Genomic DNA, 15,895 nt, shown 5'->3' with positions numbered 1-15,895 from the left:
CATTTTATGTAATAGCGCTTCTGCTTTCCTTTATGCGCATTCGACTATCATATCAGTAATTAATTAAGGAGTTAACAGGGCCTGACCCCAACTATACTACCGCATTAAAGGGCTGAGGGTCTGGCCCCCTTTTTGTGAAAAAACAATGAGGTGATCCAAGGGATACTTATGAATCAATTGCACTTGATGTCAACTGGGACTGAACCCCTTTTCAGTATAGTAATGAAAGCACTTTTAACCAGCTACCAAAAATTAATGAAATAATAGGTATAGGTTTTAAGGAATTAAATCTATCTAATTTTATAAAGGAATTCACAGGTGGGCTACAGTAGATGTTGGCTCACCTTTTGTTTTGTTAGGGAATATAGAGTCTATGATGACATGCCGAATTCTCCTTGCTTCGGAGCGGGATGTCGTAATTGGAGACGCTAAAAGCCGGACAGCCTTCTTTACCTATGGTCTCACTTCCTATACCGAATTCAAAATTAAAAGAACTCATTGAATTAGGTCAGGCTCTTGTTAATGGGATTGAGCCAGGAGGTTTTGCAGCGGGCGGACGAGAAGCTGTCGTTTTCGAAGATGACGTTTCCGCATAGTTGATGAAGCTGATATTATTGGAGTAGGTTAATAGGGCTTTTCAGATTAATTGGAGGGGAAACCGTACCATAAGTAACGGTAAACCAGAAAGTAGAAATAGTGAATAAAAAAATAAATAAAATATTTTACAAAGTATTAAATAAAATATAACGGAATCCAAATGAAGGAAGTACCGTAATTTAGGAGGGGAATCTGCAAATGGAAGAGGAGAGGACGAGGGCTGTATCTAACCAGAAACAGGTATACCAAAGATATTTGTTTCCTATTACAATTATTTCGTCAATAGTAATTTCAGGTTCAATCGGATATACAGCTAGTAAAATGGCTGTCAGCAATAGTGTGGGTGAAGGTGACCCAACAGAACTAAATACTATGAAGAACCAAGTAAATGAAGCTAAAAATAATTCGTTAAAAGTAATAGAAACAGAATTACCTAAAATAATTAGCGATCTAGATAAATACAATCAGGATATAAATTTATTAGTTAAAAATGTTGAGTGGCTAAATAAAAATTTAGCTCCTATAAGGGATGCAATAGGCAAATTTGGAACAGCCATTACCGTCGTTAAAGGGGTCAACACTTTTGTTGATCTTCCAATTGTAAGTAACATAAGTACTAATTTAGCTTTTGCACAGATTCAACTTGGTGAAATTGATGGCATATTATTTCGTTTGGAGAACTTAACAGATATTCAGCAAGAGATGAGTGATTCTCATCAAAAGTTAAGTTTATTATACGAAGAATATCAAAAGGAAAAAGACATTGAACAATTATTGCAAATTGAACAAGAGTTAAATTCAAACTTGATATATCAAATTGAAGATTTAAGAAATACTACAATAGAAGCTCATAAAGTTCTTGAACTATCTTCTAGTGTTTTAATTACAGTAAATAAAACTAGATCCCTATTTATTTCAATACAGGAAATGGGGGAAAATACGCTAAATGCAATTCAGTTTTGGAAAGAAGATGAAGGCGGTTCTGAAATTGGTGCAGATATAAAAAAAAGTTTAGAAAAAGATTTAGCTGCTTCTATAGAGAAGATTCAAAAGCTGCCTAATGAATTAGCTCAACGATCCAAAAGTAGTATTACCTCAATAAGCATTGTTCAAAAAGAGCTGCAGACTATAAAGATAGCACAAATGGTCGATAGTCAGTGAAGGGGAGTATAACCCCTTTTTAATTTCTTCACTTTTAGATAAGGTACGGATTACCGTAAAGGAATCGGGACAGCTAGAACTATTGCAAGACGGTTCGCCAGGAAGCAAAAGAGTCTATTAAAGTCTCATAATTTCTTTCATATGCTTCTGCCATTACCTCTACGTGTAATTACAGGTGCCTGTCCCCAACTATACTACCGCTTTAAAGGGCCGAGGGTCTGGCCCTTATTTCTAAGACGGCAATACAAAAATCTATCTGGTGGGCTGTTAGAAGGAGTAATAACTGGTTCATGGAGAGAGGGAAATATACCAAATTGTAATAGAGTTTAGCTATGGGGGAGATAGCTCCCCAAAAATCGTAGTGAAGCTACAGTCGAGAGATATGAAATGAATTTTTCGCCTTTCTTTACCTCTTACATAACGAGATATTTGTTGCATAGTAGACATAAAATGCGTAATAAAAATGCCCCTGTGTGCTTCCAACGGCTTAACAGAAAAATTTCTATTTTTTCATTTTACGAATATATGCTAGTTGTCCAATATGGTATGCATTATGAGTTGCGGCATTAGATATTATTGCCCACCATTTAGCCTTCACAGGATATCCATTTACAACAGCTAAAAGTTGCTCTTCCTCGATAAGTTCTTGCCATTGAAGTAGTATTTTTAACAACTTTTCTTTTAATTGAAAGAAAGTATCCTCATCTCTAACAAGAAAAGTATCAGCGTTATTAGTCGTTCGTGAAACGGCATTAACTTGATTTTCCTTGTACCGGAATTGCCAAGTTTCATTCCAAAAAATTAGATGTTGGACAATTTCTGCAATACTATGACTTGAATCATCAGGTTTCCAAAATGCTTCTGCTTCAGATAGTCCATCAACTGATTCATAGAATGATATATACCAACTACGATCATTAGCATTAGCTAGAAGTTGATCTAATAATATGGTCTTAGCATCAATCATTCATTATTCAACTCCTCGTATTATTCTTTTTTAAATAGTATATCAATTTAATGAACATTACAAAGATACTATGCAATAGAAAATGGCACCCCTCAATCAGGTGAAGTTGTAGAGATCCTTTTTTTCTCTTACTGATCATTTTACTCACCAAGACGATATGGCTAATCCCATAATGGTGTACTTACCCTAACTGGCGTTTAAATGCTTTAGTGGCGAAGAAGAAAGCGATGACCATGATGCCCATGCACCAGGAAAGCGCGATCCAGATATCGTTGCCAACAGACCCTTCATACAAGAGGGTGCGAATCGCATTCACGATTGAAGTCACGGGCTGGTTCTCGGCAAACGCACGTACCATTTTGGGCATGGTTTCGGTAGGGACAAAGGCCGAACTGATAAACGGCAGGAAAATCAGCGGATACGAGTAGGCTGTCGCCCCTTCCATAGATTTCGCAGTCAATCCAGGAATGACCGCAATCCATGTCAGTGCCAGCGTAAACAGCCCGAGTATCCCGGCTACGGCAAGCCAATCCAGGATATCAGCGCCAGAACGGAAGCCCATCAGGAGGGCAACAAGGATAACCACCACGACAGTAAGCGCATTGGAAACAAGCGAAGTCAACACGTGAGCCCACAATACCGACGAGCGCTTGATCGGCATGGTAATGAAACGAGCCATCAGCCCGCTCTTTACATCGTTAAACAGCCGCAATGTAGTGTAAGCGACGCCGGATGCAATAGCCATCAGCAAGATTCCCGGCAATAAATAGTTGACGTAGTTGTCCGTGCCCGTTTCTATGGAGCCGCCAAATACATAAACAAACAGCAGCATCATCATAATCGGCGTAATCGCCACCGTGATAATCGTATCCGGGCTGCGCATGATGTTGCGCAGTAAGCGTCCAAGTAATACCCCTGTTTTGCTTTTCATTTATTTCTCCTCCTTTTTGCCGATGATCGCGAGGAAAATTTCCTCCAAGGTCGGCTGCTTCTCGATATACTCCACTTTCGCTGGCGGGAACATCTCTTTAAGTTCGGAAAGGGTACCAGTCTTGATGATTTTTCCGCCATGCAGGATGGCGATACGGTCCGCCAGTTGTTCGGCTTCCTCCAGGTACTGGGTCGTCAGCAGGATGGTCGTGCCGCTGCCAGCAAGCTCCTTGACGGTATTCCAGACTTCAATCCGCGCTTCGGGGTCAAGCCCTGTCGTCGGTTCGTCGAGAAAAATGACGGCTGGCGTCCCGATGAGACTCATGGCAATGTCAATCCGGCGCTTCATCCCGCCGGAATATTGGTCCGCCCGGCGGTTGGCCGCATCGGTAAGGCTGAATTTTGCAAGCAGATTGTCGGCGACTTGAGCGGGATTGGAAACTCCGCGAAGCTTGGCGATCATCATCAGATTTTCTCTTCCTGTGAGCATGCCGTCTAAAGCTGCAAATTGTCCTGTCAGGCTGATACTCTGGCGAACATGATCCGGTTGACGCTGGGAGTCAAAGCCGCAAATAGCTGCTTCGCCGCCATCGGGCTTCATCAGCGTCGAGAGGATGTTGACCGTCGTTGTCTTGCCTGCTCCATTTGAGCCCAGCAATGCGAAAATTTCGCCACGCCGCACCTCAAAATTCATCCCCTTTAAGACTTCCTTGTCGTTAAAGGATTTTTTCAACCCTTTTACAGAAATCGCTGCATTACTCATACTTTTTTCCTCCTTATAAATGATGGAGCTTGATTGCCTAAAATGCTGGCTACTTAGTCTGACTGATAATCTGTATTACTTACTACCAGGGTAAAAATATAACTGAATAGTGAAGGTGGCAATCCAGATTTGTAACCAGCTATCCAGTCGGACTATTGAATTTACTTGTTTCCAAATCGACCTGATTCAAAACTTCACGATACTTGTCGACATGAATTTTAGCACTTGCTGCTAGTTCGCTGACAAAGAGTCCGTCTGTCTTCTGCCGCACCGGCTTCGAACAACTCAATTTATTCATGCCCTCGAGCAGTTTAATGGAGGAAGGTACGAGATAATAATTCCTTCTATTTTTTCATAGCCTTATCGACTTTTTGATTGACCGATTCTTGATAGAGATCAGCATAAGTTTTTGAATCTTCAATAAGTGCATCACAGAAAGCAGCAACGTCTGTTCCTGTCACTTCAAGCACACCTTTCCCGGCTGCTGCCCCTTCTTCAAAGAAGCTGAGAATATCAGAAAGCAGTCCGATACCATTGTTTAGCTCAACAGGACCGACTTTGAAGAGATATTTTTGGATCTCTTTATAGACAATTTGGTAATCTTGTGGAAGCGCTTTGACACGTGAAACATGGGCTCTCCATTCTTTTTTGCCTTCGATGATTTTTTTGATGCTCATTTCAGTCCTCCTAATTTTCTTGCGACGTTCTTGTTGAGCTGGTCACGCCATTTATCTCTATAGGATTTTGCGCCTTCGTCACCAACAAGCGCTGCACAGAAGCCGCTGATATCATCTCCCAGTACTTCTTCGATGCTCTGGCCGTCTGCTGATGTAACTTCAAGCAGTTCAAGAGTACTGTCAAGGATGGGCATCAGATTACGGCCGGTGAAATCTCCATGAATCCAGAGATTATTTTTAATTTCTTGCCAGGCAGTTTGATATTCAGCCGGCAAGACTTTTGCCCGCGCTTCAAAATCTTTCATTGCTTTAGTCATATCGCTGCCGGTTATTTTTTCTAAAAAGTTCATTGTAGTCTCCTTTAAGATACTAAAGTGAAGTTCTATTATTTAATCGCATCGTTGAGCCTTTGCCGCTGCTTATCAACCCATGATTTTGCATCAATGGCAAGATCATCACAGAAGGCTGCTACGTCATTGCCAGTAACTTCTTTAACGCGCTTGCCATCGGCTGCCGCTTCTTCAAGGAGGTCGATGATGTGATTAAAGACGAATTTTGTTTCTTGCCAATCCATCACGCCGCCAGTATTCCAGAGATATTTTTGCATCGCTTTGTAGGCTTTCCAGTAGTCTTCAGGTAAGGATTTTGCACGGTTTTCCATTTCACGCCATGCTTTCTTTTCGCTAAAATCGCCAAAGATTTTTTCAAAAATACTCATCATATTACTTCTCCTTTTGATTTTATTTTCGTTTTGAGTTCGTCAATTTTGCTCGAAACGAAATCCCATTTTTTCCAAAAGATTTCAAGATGCTCTTGACCTGCTGCGTTAAGTGTGTAAAATTTTCTCGGCGGTCCCATAGTGGATGGTTTTTTCTCGATGTTCACCAGATTGTTTTTCTCAAGTCGCATGGTAATTGTATAAACTGTTCCTTCAACCACATCAGTGAAGCCAAGTTCTCGCAGCTGTTGGGTGATTTCATAGCCATAAGTTTCTCCGCGGCTGATGATCTCAAGCACACAACCCTCAAGCACCCCTTTCAGCATTTCTGTGATGTTTTCCAAATTTTTCATCTCCATTTATTTTTAGTGTTACAGGTATTCTGTGTTACTTATTACTAGTATATAGTATGACTAAATAGCTTACATGTCAATAGAACTTTTCGCCAATGAAGCCCATTTTTATGTGTACAATGAACACGAGCACCACCCCTTAGCTTCCCGAAAGCACTAAATAACTTTACTTTGCATACAAAAAGACTGTCATGGGTAAACCCAAAATAAAAAGGATGACAGATATGGCCTTCGATTACGATTTGGATTTTGACACAATAGATTTTCGCAAGAATCCTGAGCTGTATAGGGTTGGCAGGGGAGAACAGGGTGTGCTGCTGGTAGAGCCTTATAAGAGCGAGATTCTAAAGCATTGGCGATTTAAGACTCCGGAAATTGCTGAGGAGTCATCGGATAAGATCTATCAAATGTTTCTCGATTATAAGGAGAAAGAAGATTTTGTCGGGATGGACATGGCAAGGAAATTTCTGCAGATGGGATATACAAGAGCCCGCCGCTATACGAATTACAAAGGCGGGAAAAAATATGATGAGAATGGCAAGATCAACGAAAGGCAGAATGATCCGGAGAAGGCAGAATCAGCGTCCATCTTTATGGGAAAATGGAAGCTCGCGCGGGAGGATAAGGATTATCTTAAGCGGAAAAAAGAGCATCAGAAGAAATATGGCTGAAGCAGCATGCACTTTGCATGCTGCGTAAAGGATACATGAATCTGCACAACATAATATAGGTGCCTGACCCTAACGATACTACCGCTTTAAAGGGCAGACGGTCAGGCCCTTTTTTGGATATTAATTGATACTTAAAAATTGAATAATTATAATGGCCGAAAAAAATATGAATTGAGGTATTGTGGCTTTAATTAGTTCGGGATGTTTAAGAAAAGCAACAATAAAAACCGATATTACATTTATACACAATATGCCCATTGGGATGTATGCCGCAAATCCGGTTAATTCAATTAATCCGGCATAAACCAGAATCTCTGCTGCACCAACTATAAAAACAAGAAGACCTCCCTGCAAAGACATTGCTCTGAAAGATCCTATTAGAATATTACTTGCTCCCAGATTCTTTAATAGATTTACCTGCATTTTTCCCCATAAATGACATGAACGATACTCATAATAATAAGCATAACGCCAGCAGCTAATTTCAAGTAATCCTCCTCCTAAAGTTTAATTACATATTACTGTGGTAAAATTGTCCAATAAATAATATTTTTTGTAAATACCTATAATGCAGAGTCATCGTCATTAAAACAAAATAAAAAGTCATTGAAAAAACAATGACATTAATTTAAGTGCTTATTAATTTGATCGACATGTTTTATATCATGTTCTGCCATACCGGTAAAATATTCACCCAACGTAATATGCTCCTTTCCTGGACAAGGTTTACTAAATTGATCATCTGGGATTTTATCAATTAATGATAGTAATTCAGTTCTTATATTAATAAATTCGCTAATAAGGTCCTCTTTGGATATACCTGATCTTGCATAAATAGAGGCTTCTTTATTAATAGCTTCGGCATCAACAGTTATTTGTGGGAAATCCTCTTTTCTCAGAAGGCAGTTAATTCTATTTTCTATCATAAATTTGTCCCATGAAATAAAATGCGAAATCACATCTGCTGTTCCCCATGATCCTTTTTTGAAAGGTTCAAACCATAATTCAGTTGAGATGTTCTTCAAGGAAGCTGACCAATCAATTAAACTCTTTTTCACTTTTATAATATTTTCTTTATTCATCATAACCCCCATCAGTAATTGCTCCTTTTTATAGGTATTCTAGATTAGATAAAAAATACCTCTTAAAAAGGTGCCTGTCCCCAACTTCACTACTGCTTTAAAGTGCAGTGGGCAGGCCCCTTTATTTAGTTTTCAGTGCATTAAAGGCTGGAATTCTTCTTTCAGCAGCCCCATCATGATGGTGTCATGAAATTCATGGTGATAATAGTGGCTTTTCCGCTTTATTCCTTCCTGCTTAAAGCCCAGCTTTTCGTATGCCTTAATGGCGCGCAGATTATATGAATACACTTCAAGATCGAAGCGGTGAAGATTGTAGACACCGAAACCATAATCCAGCAGCAGCTTCATAGCCTCTGTTCCAAAGCCTTTTGAAAGGTAATTCCCATTTGAAATCTGGATGCGGATATTGGCTGAACGGTTCATCCAGTCGATATCGTTTATCTCCACATCCCCTATCAGCTCATCATTTTCTTTGTCAGCTATAACAAGGAAAATTCTGCTGTCATCACTGCTGATTTTGGCAAAATACTCCCCCATGAACTCTTTCGTATAAACCTTCTTCAGCCCGGTGAGCGTCCTCGTATCAAAAATGTACAGCCCATTATAGAAGAAGTCCAAATCTTCAGGGTGGTAAGGTCTAAGGTACACCTTGTCGCCTTCCAAGAATCGTTCGTACTTTTTCATGTTCATGCCCCTTATGTTTTTTCTTCCATCATACCTGCGGACTTCCGTCGATAAAATAGACAGTTTACTCTTTTTTTATAGGACAGAATGCATCAGGACCAAGCTTCCGCCAGCTTTTTGATGCCTGGTTCGATCTGATCAAGAAGGATGCCGGCAAAACCGATCATGATGGAAGGGGGAAGCGGTTCGGAAGCTTTGACATAAAAAGCATTGGCATCGATGATACGGACGCCCTTATTTTTTGCCAATAGACACAGTTCGCCTGATGTGCGTGTATCATTCACAGAAATGGTGATATGGAAACCAGCGCCTCTGCCGGTAATGGACATTTTTCCGCCTAGATGCGTTTCCAGCGCGGCAACAAGTCTTTCGTGCTTTTCTTTATAAAGCTTCCTCGCCCTCCGGATATGTTTTGCCAAATATCCCTGCTCCATGAATGACTGAAGGGTGAACTGGCTCAGCCTCGAGGCAGGATGCTCGAGCATGAGCTCTATTCTTATGCGGTGATAGTCCTCCAGCAAATCGTATGGCAGCACCATATAGTGGATGCCTATAGCCGGAGCAAGTATCTGTGAAAAACCCCCAAGGTAGATGACATTCGTATTCTCTGAAAGGCCCTGAAGCGAAGGAAGCGGTTTGTTATCATATTGGAATTCACCGTCATAGTCGTCCTCGATAATATAGCCGTTTCGATTCCGTGCCCAATTGAGCAGGGATTGCCGTTTTTCGAGTGACATCAATTTTCCAGTCGGGAATTGATGGGAGGGGGTGACAGCAGCAAGCTTGCATTCGCACTTCAGAAGCGAATGAATGTTGATGCCATCCTCATCAAGCGGCATAGGTAAAATAGAAAAGCCGCTTTTTCTGAATACAGCCGGTATAAGCTGATAGCCCGGGTTTTCTATTGCTAAATCACTGTATTTTTCTTTAAGAAGCATGGAAAGGAGGAACATGAGATAGGCCTGATCGCCGGCTATGATAATTTGTTCAGGGCGGCAGTGAACACCTCTGAAATTACGCAAATAATGCACAAGCTGTATTCTAAGCCCCAATTCTCCCTGTGGCTCTCCGTAATTAAGGTTCAGGCGGTCATCTGACACGACTTCAGCCGTAACCTTTTTCCAGCTGCTGAGAGGAAAAGCTTCTTTCTCTATTGCGGAGATGTGGAAATCATATAGATAACCACCGGGTGTATCTCTGGCTGGAAACAGAGAGTTCGATTCATGCTCATTGCTGCTCCTTATTCCAAGGCGGAGGTAATCAGGCGGCAGTCCATTGACAAAGAAGCCTTTACGCGCTCTGCTTTCGATCAGCCCCTCCGCCGCCAATTGCTGATAAGCTGCCTCCACTGGGGTGGTGCTGATATTCAAATGATCGGCCAGCGAACGGATTGAAGGAAGCTTAACATTTGCATGTAAATTTCCATTTATAATATCATTTTTAATATTTTCATAGATTTGGCGGTAATGCGGAACATTCGGATGCAAAGTAAGCATTTGAAAATCGCCTCACAAATTCTAATATAAGGTAATTGTACAGAATATTAGCATATTTGTATTTGTAAAATCGGGTCTGTCCTCCAAATTTTTTTCAATCTGTCTATTTTCAACACAAAAAAATTTAATATAGTATAAATTATGGATATTTTAACCAAATAAGTTTAATAAAATGAAGACATATATAAGATAAGGTTGAAATTTTACAAACAGGAGGAAGACATGGAAGAACTGTTTTCGGTTTTTAGAGTGGCACATATAGCGGCTGGCTTCTTGGCACTGATTTTATTTTGGCTGCCGCTATTAACGAAAAAAGGAGGGAAGATTCATAATAGAACCGGCTGGATTTATGTCTGGTCGATGGCTGTTGTCGCCATCTCCGCCTTCTATATGGGCGTATACCGGGTAGCTTTTGACGATGCTGCGGACAGCGGGAGGATTTCTTTCTCCTGGTTCCTGATTTTCATCTCTATTTTAAGCGCGGTATCGGCATTGTATGGCATGCGCGTAATAAATTATAAAAAGAGGAAGGTAGCACACCGGAATCCATTGGACATAACGGCTGCTGTCATTCTTGGGCTGGCAGGCGGCGGGATCAGCATCTACGGTATTCTATTGACATCACCGCTTCTGATCTATTTTCCGCTGATCGGGCCGCTGCTGGCTGGAATCCAGCTAAAGTACTGGCTCAAGGCACCGGCAAAGAAAATGCACTGGGTGTATGAACACTTTGGCGGAATGATTGCCTGTGGAATTTCAACTGTCACGGCATTTACCGTGTTCGGAGCGCCAAGGGTGCTGAATATACAGTCAACCAGCCTGGTCCTTTGGCTGCTGCCGACCCTTGTACTGGTACCTGTTATGATTGGCTTCATCGTCCAGTACGATCGAAAATACAACAGAAAACCAAAGCCGTCTGCTCAAGAAATAAGTAAATGATGAGGAGGGAAATAAATGAATCATACTGTTGACCAAGCAAGAGACAATCTGATTGCTACAGCGAAAAAGGGTTATCCTATACTGCTGGGTGGGGCTATTGTCTGGCTTTTGATGGCCTTGATTCCGTTTGTATTTGCAAAAGAAATTGTCCATCTTATTTGGATTTGGGGATTAATGGCGATCTTCCCGCTCGGGCTGGTGCTCGGACATGTCCTGAAAATCGATTTATTTGTAAAGAACAATCCGCTAAGTGAACTTGGCGCTTTTACAGCAGCTCCACAGGCTTTCTTTATCCCGGTCTTTATTGTTGTTTATATGAAAATACCGGAGTATCTGCCGTTTACAATCGGGTTGCTTGGCGCCTCGCATTTCCTTCCGTACGCGTGGATTTATAAAAGCAAAGCTTATCTTATCATGGCCATTGGGATGGGACTATCCTCCTTTATCATTGGCGGCTATTTCATTGAATATGCTTTTACATTTGTTCCGCTCGCCATCTCACTGTTTTTTATGGCGGCAATCGTGAAAGTAATTCAGGAATTAAAAAAGGGCATTTCACAAGGGGTTAGTGCTAATGAAAAATCTGGATGAATAGGAACAGGAAACTATGAAAATTACAGGAGGAGTCTTAATCGGCTTTATTTTTGGTTTTGTTTTATCACTTTGCCTTTCCTTTCTGTTTATGGTGGCAGCACAGGGGCTTGCGGGCGGCTTTACCTCTTTAGCTGGCGAGCGATGGATATATTACGCGACGTTTCCTCCTGTTACCATCACCTTTTCCATATTAGGGTTTTATTTTGCCAGACAAGAAAATGTTTCAAATAAAAAGCTTTGGTTCCTGAGCTTAATCTCTGCCCTGTTTAATAGCCTGTACAGCGGGACGATTGGTGCCTTATTTGGAGAGTATGCAGTAAGGGGGGGCAGCCTCAGAACTTACACAGCAAGTGGAGCTGCAGGTGTTAATGTCGAGGGCGTTTTAATTTGGGGAACATTTTATGCATTTATCCTGCTGCCGCTGACTGTGCCACTGGCACGTTTGCTCATCGGAGCATTCTTTGAACTGCTTAAAAAATTTAAAATCGCTAAATGCACTCCCTGACCGGGGCGAGAGCGATAAAGTGCCTGGGATGCTCATAAACAAAATGATCCTCTTTTCGCTGCGGTTTCACTCTTCAGTTTAATTTGAATACAAAATAATCCTATTTTACCATCACCCGCCAATCGTGATATATTTTAATTAGGTGCGATATAGATAACCAAAGGGGTATGTATGAAGGAGTTTAATAATAAATTTAATAAAAAAATCTATCATATTGTGGCGTTTATTGTGATCGCCATTATGATCCTGGGGCTGGTGGCGGATAATCCGCGGATGGGTGACTTTGGGGCTGGCTATATTTTTAATCTGGTGCTGGTCCTCATTCTGTCGGTCTGTCTGCTGCTGTATCCCAGGGTCGATACGTATGTACATAGAGTGATCATCACGGTTATATCGTCTGTTTACTTTTATACGCTGTTCTTTTTATATCCCGAGACCTGGTCGAACTTTATTTTCCTTTGTTTGATTCCCGCCCTTTCGATCCTGTTTTTTGATTCCAGGATTTTTTATTTTTCGCTGATTCTCAATTGTGTTGGATCGGTGCTTTTGTTCGGCTATATTGCGGCTGTGGATCACGGACTTCAATACGCCTATATACAGCAGGATTTAATAGGGAATGTGATTAACTTTTTTGCGAGCCAGGTGGTTGTTTTTTTTATTTTTTTCTTAACGAATGGGCGGATAAAAAAACAGCAGCTCTATTATGAACAAATTCAGCAGTCTGGGCGCTTGAAGATAACAGGCCAGCTCGCAGCAGCGGTTGCACATGAGATCAGGAATCCTCTGACCGTGGTGAAGGGTTTTCTGCAGTTATTTGAACAGGATACTTCCTTTTCTTCCAGTCGAAAAGGACAGATTTCGCTGATGATTGATGAATTAAATACAGCTGAGCAGGTGATTTCTCAATTTCTGTCTGTTGCGAAACCGGAAAAAGAAAATGCATCTGAAACAGTGGAGGTCAGGACTGTTCTGCAGAGTGTGGCGGATCTACTGTATTCATATGGGCTGCTGCATGATAACCGGATTGAAGTAAATGTGGCCGATAACTGTCATATCGCTGTGAACCGCCTGGAGTTTAAGCAATTGCTGATCAATATTATTAAAAATGCGATTGAGGCATCGAAGCTTGGGGATATCGTTCAGGTCGCGGCTGCAAGGGAAAAAGAATTTGTTTCCATAAAGGTTACCGATCAAGGGAGAGGGATGACCGAATCAGAAGTTGCCTCACTCGGAACGCCCTTTTATTCGCTGAAAAGCAAAGGCACCGGACTGGGTATGATGATTTGCTTTGAGATAGTGGAAAAATATAAAGGGACCATTCATTTCGAGACTGCTATAGGGCATGGAACAACCGTTGTGATACGTTTTCCAGCCATGTAGATACAGGTGTCTGACCCCAGGCATACTGCGAATGCCGGGGGTCAGGCACACCTTTTGTTACTATCTCCTATTTCCTCACAACAGGAATCCACATCTCACCGAATACCATTCCGTTTCGCTGCCCCATTTCAACCGAGGCATTTGGCCCGCCGACATAGGCGTAATCCGTTGCTTCCGGGAGTGCTTGACCAAAGGCAATCCCCGTAAGCATATTGCTCAATTCCTCAGATGTTCCGGCTTCTCCTTTCACAATGAGGTATTCTCCTTCAGGAAACTGGATCAATCTGGTTGCTTCCGGCAGAGATGCCTCTGTCATGACCCCGGCATAATGCATCATTTTGTTATTTACGGCTTCGTTTACGACAAAAATGTAATCATTTGTGGCTAGGGCCATCAATTTGTCCAGTCTTCCATCCTGTTTGACTGCCTGCCAGAAGTCTGCTTTTTCCTGATTAATGCCTGCATAGTCTGTGTAATCGCTCTTCAATTCAGTTCCAATGCCTAAAACGGTAAAGCCTTCTTTTTCTTCCAGAGTATAATTCGCCATTTTCAAAACCGTCCTTTTTTAATCATTTCAAATGATTTGCCCATTTGATAAGTTTATAATAACGTTAAATCATGTCAAAAAATGATACTGTTTAGGGAGGCCGCAATGAAAAAAGTGGAACGGATAAATGTGATGATGCGGTATATCAACAACCGCGCCCACTTTACTATTTCTGAAATCATGCGGGAATTTAACATTTCCCGTTCAACAGCGATTCGGGATATTCGGGAAATAGAAGCCATGGGGATGCCGCTTGTCGCTGAGGTCGGAAGGGATGGGGGTTATTTTGTCATGAACAACTCCGTCCTGCCCACTGTCCGCTTTACCGATAATGAGATCAAAGCTCTGTTTATCGCCTTTATGGCTACACGAAATCTGCAGCTCCCCTACCTAAAGAGCCGTCAGTCTTTAGCTGAAAAACTGCTCGGCCTGATCTCTGAAGCCCAGCAGGAAGACCTGGTCCTTTTAAATCAAATCCTTCTGTTTGAAGGGACCAACCCTAATAATCCCGATCTTCTTGATCTGTCAGACCTCCCCCATCCGATGCTGGAAAAACTCATTGAATCTCTTATTGTTGACCGCTATTTATGGATTACCGTAAATGAAGAGAAGGAAATCAGGTCTTATCCCATTTATCTTATGCACCTTTATCGTGAAAAAAGCATTTGGAAGGTGGAAGCCTTTGACTTACAGGAAGAAAGGAGACACATTTTCCCCGTGGATAATCTCATCGGTGTCGAATCGTATCCTGTGAAAAAAAGAATAAGCAGGAAAAATATTTTAGAAAAACTAAGCATGAAGGACGAGGCTATCAATTTTGTAGTAGAACTCGGACCGCAGGCGATTGCCCAGTTCAAAAAATACCATCCTATTAAGGCTTCCATTGCGTATACAAATCCTTATCAGACCACAGCCATTCTAAAGACTTTTATCAATGTAAATAATTCAGAAGAGCTGACTGAAATAATCAATTGGCTGCTTTTCCTGGGTGAGGATATCAATGTCAGGGAAATGCCTGAAGTAATCTTGGAATGCATACAAGAGCGCTTAGCCTTATTTTGCCCATGAGGAAAGAGAGTTAAAAGTGTTCAGAAGAATACTCCAGAAGGGTTTTCCCGCAGCTTTAGCGAACCTGAATAGGGATGAACCTAATAAAGAAAATAGGGATTCCAGGAGGATCATATGATTGAATTCAAAGAAATAGATCGCAATAATTTCTTCGATGTCATTGATTTGCGTGTAGCGGAAGAGCAGAAGGCGTTTGTGGCGCCAAATGTGTTTTCGCTTGCGCAGGCTAAGGCGTTTCCGGAGTGTGAATGCTTAGCAATTTATCATGATGAGGTGTTAGTGGGCTTTACAATGTACTGCATGGATGATGACGATAAGGAATACTGGATTTACCGCCTGATGGTTGATGAGAAGCATCAGTCAAAAGGGTATGGGAAAGCAGCCATGGAAAAGCTGATTGAGCGGATTAAGCAGGACCAGGAGCATAAAGTGATATATTTAAGCTTTGAGCCTGAGAATAGCATGGCGAAAAGGCTGTATGAAAAGTTGGGCTTTGAAGCGGACGGCCGGGTTATTGATGGGGAAATTGTTTATAAATTGGCGTATTAATTAAAAGAGCTCCTGCTGAGGGAGCTCTTTAGAAAGGAGGCGGACAGATGTTTAAGAAAAAAATCGTGCTTATTCTGATGATTATTTTGCTGATTGCAGGCCTGCTTGACCTTAAGTATGAAGGACTGTTCTTTAAGCTGCTGCCGGAGTCCATTCAATCAAAGCTGGTTCAAATTTTTTAAGCGGCTGCTTTTCATCAGGATAATACTGAAAA

21 protein-coding genes and 1 pseudogene are annotated in these 15,895 nt (G+C 41.5%); 10 read left to right on the top strand and 12 right to left on the bottom strand.

The window, feature by feature from the left end:
* Window positions 1-522: 522 nt before the first annotated feature.
* Together PBF_RS27135 and PBF_RS05885 are read left to right on the top strand one after the other, a co-directional pair.
* Window positions 523-623, top strand: a pseudogene (locus PBF_RS27135) (23S rRNA (pseudouridine(1915)-N(3))-methyltransferase RlmH); the annotation flags it as partial.
* A gap of 172 nt (window positions 624-795) precedes the next feature.
* Window positions 796-1,758 carry a hypothetical protein gene (locus PBF_RS05885; protein ID WP_035328256.1) on the top strand — a complete coding sequence of 321 codons (963 nt, stop codon included), beginning with the start codon at window positions 796-798 and terminating at the stop codon, window positions 1,756-1,758.
* 502 nt (window positions 1,759-2,260) lie between these two features.
* Here the strand turns inward: PBF_RS05885 and PBF_RS05880 are convergent.
* From PBF_RS05880 to PBF_RS05850, 7 genes are all read right to left on the bottom strand, one after another.
* Window positions 2,261-2,725, bottom strand: coding sequence for a DinB family protein (locus PBF_RS05880; protein ID WP_035328253.1), 465 nt, complete (start codon window positions 2,723-2,725; stop codon window positions 2,261-2,263).
* A 181-nt stretch (window positions 2,726-2,906) separates the two neighbouring features.
* A complete protein-coding gene (locus tag PBF_RS05875; RefSeq protein WP_035328251.1) occupies window positions 2,907-3,656 on the bottom strand; it encodes an ABC transporter permease in 750 nt (249 codons plus the stop codon).
* Entirely contained in the window at window positions 3,657-4,418 is a 762-nt protein-coding gene (locus PBF_RS05870; RefSeq protein ID WP_035328249.1) for an ABC transporter ATP-binding protein, read from the bottom strand. It lies immediately after the preceding gene.
* Between the two features lie 344 nt (window positions 4,419-4,762).
* A complete protein-coding gene (locus tag PBF_RS05865) occupies window positions 4,763-5,095 on the bottom strand; it encodes a DUF1048 domain-containing protein (RefSeq protein WP_035328246.1) in 333 nt (110 codons plus the stop codon).
* On the bottom strand, window positions 5,092-5,445 hold the full coding sequence (locus PBF_RS05860) for a DUF1048 domain-containing protein (RefSeq protein ID WP_035328244.1): 354 nt from the start codon (window positions 5,443-5,445) through the stop codon (window positions 5,092-5,094). Before PBF_RS05860 ends, PBF_RS05865 begins: the two co-directional genes overlap by 4 nt.
* 35 nt (window positions 5,446-5,480) lie before the next feature.
* Window positions 5,481-5,816, bottom strand: coding sequence for a DUF1048 domain-containing protein (locus PBF_RS05855; RefSeq protein WP_343299398.1), 336 nt, complete (start codon window positions 5,814-5,816; stop codon window positions 5,481-5,483).
* The gene (locus PBF_RS05850; protein WP_035328241.1) at window positions 5,813-6,157 is read right to left on the bottom strand and encodes a PadR family transcriptional regulator; all 345 of its coding nucleotides are present in this window, start codon (window positions 6,155-6,157) and stop codon (window positions 5,813-5,815) included. The genes PBF_RS05855 and PBF_RS05850 overlap by 4 nt, the downstream gene beginning before the upstream one ends.
* 233 nt (window positions 6,158-6,390) lie before the next feature.
* Here PBF_RS05850 and PBF_RS05845 point away from each other — a divergent pair, with 233 nt between their 5' ends.
* Window positions 6,391-6,837: a DUF4385 domain-containing protein gene (locus tag PBF_RS05845; RefSeq protein ID WP_035328239.1), complete on the top strand. Its 447-nt coding sequence runs from the start codon at window positions 6,391-6,393 to the stop codon at window positions 6,835-6,837.
* Between the two features lie 120 nt (window positions 6,838-6,957).
* Here PBF_RS05845 and PBF_RS05840 read toward each other — a convergent pair whose 3' ends face one another.
* From PBF_RS05840 to PBF_RS05825, 4 genes are all read right to left on the bottom strand, one after another.
* Window positions 6,958-7,260, bottom strand: coding sequence for a hypothetical protein (locus tag PBF_RS05840; protein WP_035328237.1), 303 nt, complete (start codon window positions 7,258-7,260; stop codon window positions 6,958-6,960).
* A 200-nt stretch (window positions 7,261-7,460) separates the two neighbouring features.
* The gene (locus tag PBF_RS05835) at window positions 7,461-7,931 is read right to left on the bottom strand and encodes a DinB family protein (protein WP_051488818.1); all 471 of its coding nucleotides are present in this window, start codon (window positions 7,929-7,931) and stop codon (window positions 7,461-7,463) included.
* Between the two features lie 120 nt (window positions 7,932-8,051).
* Window positions 8,052-8,603, bottom strand: a complete 552-nt coding sequence (locus PBF_RS05830; RefSeq protein WP_235192203.1) for a GNAT family N-acetyltransferase — start codon at window positions 8,601-8,603, stop codon at window positions 8,052-8,054.
* 92 nt (window positions 8,604-8,695) lie between these two features.
* Window positions 8,696-10,099 carry a PLP-dependent aminotransferase family protein gene (locus PBF_RS05825; protein WP_035328233.1) on the bottom strand — a complete coding sequence of 468 codons (1,404 nt, stop codon included), beginning with the start codon at window positions 10,097-10,099 and terminating at the stop codon, window positions 8,696-8,698.
* A 222-nt stretch (window positions 10,100-10,321) separates the two neighbouring features.
* On the opposite strand from PBF_RS05825, the gene PBF_RS05820 reads away from it, so the two are divergent.
* From PBF_RS05820 to PBF_RS05805, 4 genes are all read left to right on the top strand, one after another.
* Window positions 10,322-11,038: a DUF2306 domain-containing protein gene (locus PBF_RS05820; RefSeq protein WP_035328231.1), complete on the top strand. Its 717-nt coding sequence runs from the start codon at window positions 10,322-10,324 to the stop codon at window positions 11,036-11,038.
* Between the two features lie 15 nt (window positions 11,039-11,053).
* Window positions 11,054-11,629: a DUF7010 family protein gene (locus tag PBF_RS05815; protein ID WP_051488817.1), complete on the top strand. Its 576-nt coding sequence runs from the start codon at window positions 11,054-11,056 to the stop codon at window positions 11,627-11,629.
* Between the two features lie 16 nt (window positions 11,630-11,645).
* The gene (locus tag PBF_RS05810; RefSeq protein WP_035328228.1) at window positions 11,646-12,137 is read left to right on the top strand and encodes a hypothetical protein; all 492 of its coding nucleotides are present in this window, start codon (window positions 11,646-11,648) and stop codon (window positions 12,135-12,137) included.
* 171 nt (window positions 12,138-12,308) lie between these two features.
* Window positions 12,309-13,517: a sensor histidine kinase gene (locus tag PBF_RS05805; RefSeq protein WP_035328226.1), complete on the top strand. Its 1,209-nt coding sequence runs from the start codon at window positions 12,309-12,311 to the stop codon at window positions 13,515-13,517.
* A 67-nt stretch (window positions 13,518-13,584) separates the two neighbouring features.
* Here the strand turns inward: PBF_RS05805 and PBF_RS05800 are convergent, their stop codons facing one another.
* On the bottom strand, window positions 13,585-14,064 hold the full coding sequence (locus PBF_RS05800) for a GyrI-like domain-containing protein (RefSeq protein ID WP_035328224.1): 480 nt from the start codon (window positions 14,062-14,064) through the stop codon (window positions 13,585-13,587).
* A gap of 105 nt (window positions 14,065-14,169) precedes the next feature.
* Here PBF_RS05800 and PBF_RS05795 point away from each other — a divergent pair, with 105 nt between their 5' ends.
* From PBF_RS05795 to PBF_RS26990, 3 genes are all read left to right on the top strand, one after another.
* A complete protein-coding gene (locus PBF_RS05795; protein ID WP_035328221.1) occupies window positions 14,170-15,132 on the top strand; it encodes a helix-turn-helix transcriptional regulator in 963 nt (320 codons plus the stop codon).
* Between the two features lie 114 nt (window positions 15,133-15,246).
* Complete coding sequence (locus PBF_RS05790; RefSeq protein ID WP_035328218.1) at window positions 15,247-15,681, top strand: GNAT family N-acetyltransferase; 435 nt, start codon at window positions 15,247-15,249, stop codon at window positions 15,679-15,681.
* 47 nt (window positions 15,682-15,728) lie between these two features.
* Complete coding sequence (locus PBF_RS26990; RefSeq protein ID WP_268745098.1) at window positions 15,729-15,863, top strand: hypothetical protein; 135 nt, start codon at window positions 15,729-15,731, stop codon at window positions 15,861-15,863.
* The last annotated feature ends 32 nt before the right edge of the window (window positions 15,864-15,895 follow it).

The organism is Cytobacillus firmus DS1, from assembly GCF_000565285.1.
Taxonomy (GTDB): Bacteria; Bacillota; Bacilli; order Bacillales; family Cytobacillaceae; genus Cytobacillus; species Cytobacillus firmus_A.
Note: the sequence above shows the minus strand (reverse complement) of the source record. Positions and strands in the feature narration are given on the sequence as shown.

What these genes read in the sequence shown, in the direction of transcription:
- PBF_RS05885 (WP_035328256.1), top strand. Translation starts at nt 796, where the DNA reads ATGGAAGAGGAGAGGACGAGGGCTGTATCTAACCAGAAACAGGTATAC.
- PBF_RS05880 (WP_035328253.1), bottom strand. Translation starts at nt 2,725, where the DNA reads ATGATTGATGCTAAGACCATATTATTAGATCAACTTCTAGCTAATGCT.
- PBF_RS05875 (WP_035328251.1), bottom strand. Translation starts at nt 3,656, where the DNA reads ATGAAAAGCAAAACAGGGGTATTACTTGGACGCTTACTGCGCAACATC.
- PBF_RS05870 (WP_035328249.1), bottom strand. Translation starts at nt 4,418, where the DNA reads ATGAGTAATGCAGCGATTTCTGTAAAAGGGTTGAAAAAATCCTTTAAC.
- PBF_RS05865 (WP_035328246.1), bottom strand. Translation starts at nt 5,095, where the DNA reads ATGAGCATCAAAAAAATCATCGAAGGCAAAAAAGAATGGAGAGCCCAT.
- PBF_RS05860 (WP_035328244.1), bottom strand. Translation starts at nt 5,445, where the DNA reads ATGAACTTTTTAGAAAAAATAACCGGCAGCGATATGACTAAAGCAATG.
- PBF_RS05855 (WP_343299398.1), bottom strand. Translation starts at nt 5,816, where the DNA reads ATGATGAGTATTTTTGAAAAAATCTTTGGCGATTTTAGCGAAAAGAAA.
- PBF_RS05845 (WP_035328239.1), top strand. Translation starts at nt 6,391, where the DNA reads ATGGCCTTCGATTACGATTTGGATTTTGACACAATAGATTTTCGCAAG.
- PBF_RS05840 (WP_035328237.1), bottom strand. Translation starts at nt 7,260, where the DNA reads ATGCAGGTAAATCTATTAAAGAATCTGGGAGCAAGTAATATTCTAATA.
- PBF_RS05835 (WP_051488818.1), bottom strand. Translation starts at nt 7,931, where the DNA reads ATGGGGGTTATGATGAATAAAGAAAATATTATAAAAGTGAAAAAGAGT.
- PBF_RS05830 (WP_235192203.1), bottom strand. Translation starts at nt 8,603, where the DNA reads ATGAAAAAGTACGAACGATTCTTGGAAGGCGACAAGGTGTACCTTAGA.
- PBF_RS05825 (WP_035328233.1), bottom strand. Translation starts at nt 10,099, where the DNA reads ATGCTTACTTTGCATCCGAATGTTCCGCATTACCGCCAAATCTATGAA.
- PBF_RS05820 (WP_035328231.1), top strand. Translation starts at nt 10,322, where the DNA reads ATGGAAGAACTGTTTTCGGTTTTTAGAGTGGCACATATAGCGGCTGGC.
- PBF_RS05815 (WP_051488817.1), top strand. Translation starts at nt 11,054, where the DNA reads ATGAATCATACTGTTGACCAAGCAAGAGACAATCTGATTGCTACAGCG.
- PBF_RS05810 (WP_035328228.1), top strand. Translation starts at nt 11,646, where the DNA reads ATGAAAATTACAGGAGGAGTCTTAATCGGCTTTATTTTTGGTTTTGTT.
- PBF_RS05805 (WP_035328226.1), top strand. Translation starts at nt 12,309, where the DNA reads ATGAAGGAGTTTAATAATAAATTTAATAAAAAAATCTATCATATTGTG.
- PBF_RS05800 (WP_035328224.1), bottom strand. Translation starts at nt 14,064, where the DNA reads ATGGCGAATTATACTCTGGAAGAAAAAGAAGGCTTTACCGTTTTAGGC.
- PBF_RS05795 (WP_035328221.1), top strand. Translation starts at nt 14,170, where the DNA reads ATGAAAAAAGTGGAACGGATAAATGTGATGATGCGGTATATCAACAAC.
- PBF_RS05790 (WP_035328218.1), top strand. Translation starts at nt 15,247, where the DNA reads ATGATTGAATTCAAAGAAATAGATCGCAATAATTTCTTCGATGTCATT.
- PBF_RS26990 (WP_268745098.1), top strand. Translation starts at nt 15,729, where the DNA reads ATGTTTAAGAAAAAAATCGTGCTTATTCTGATGATTATTTTGCTGATT.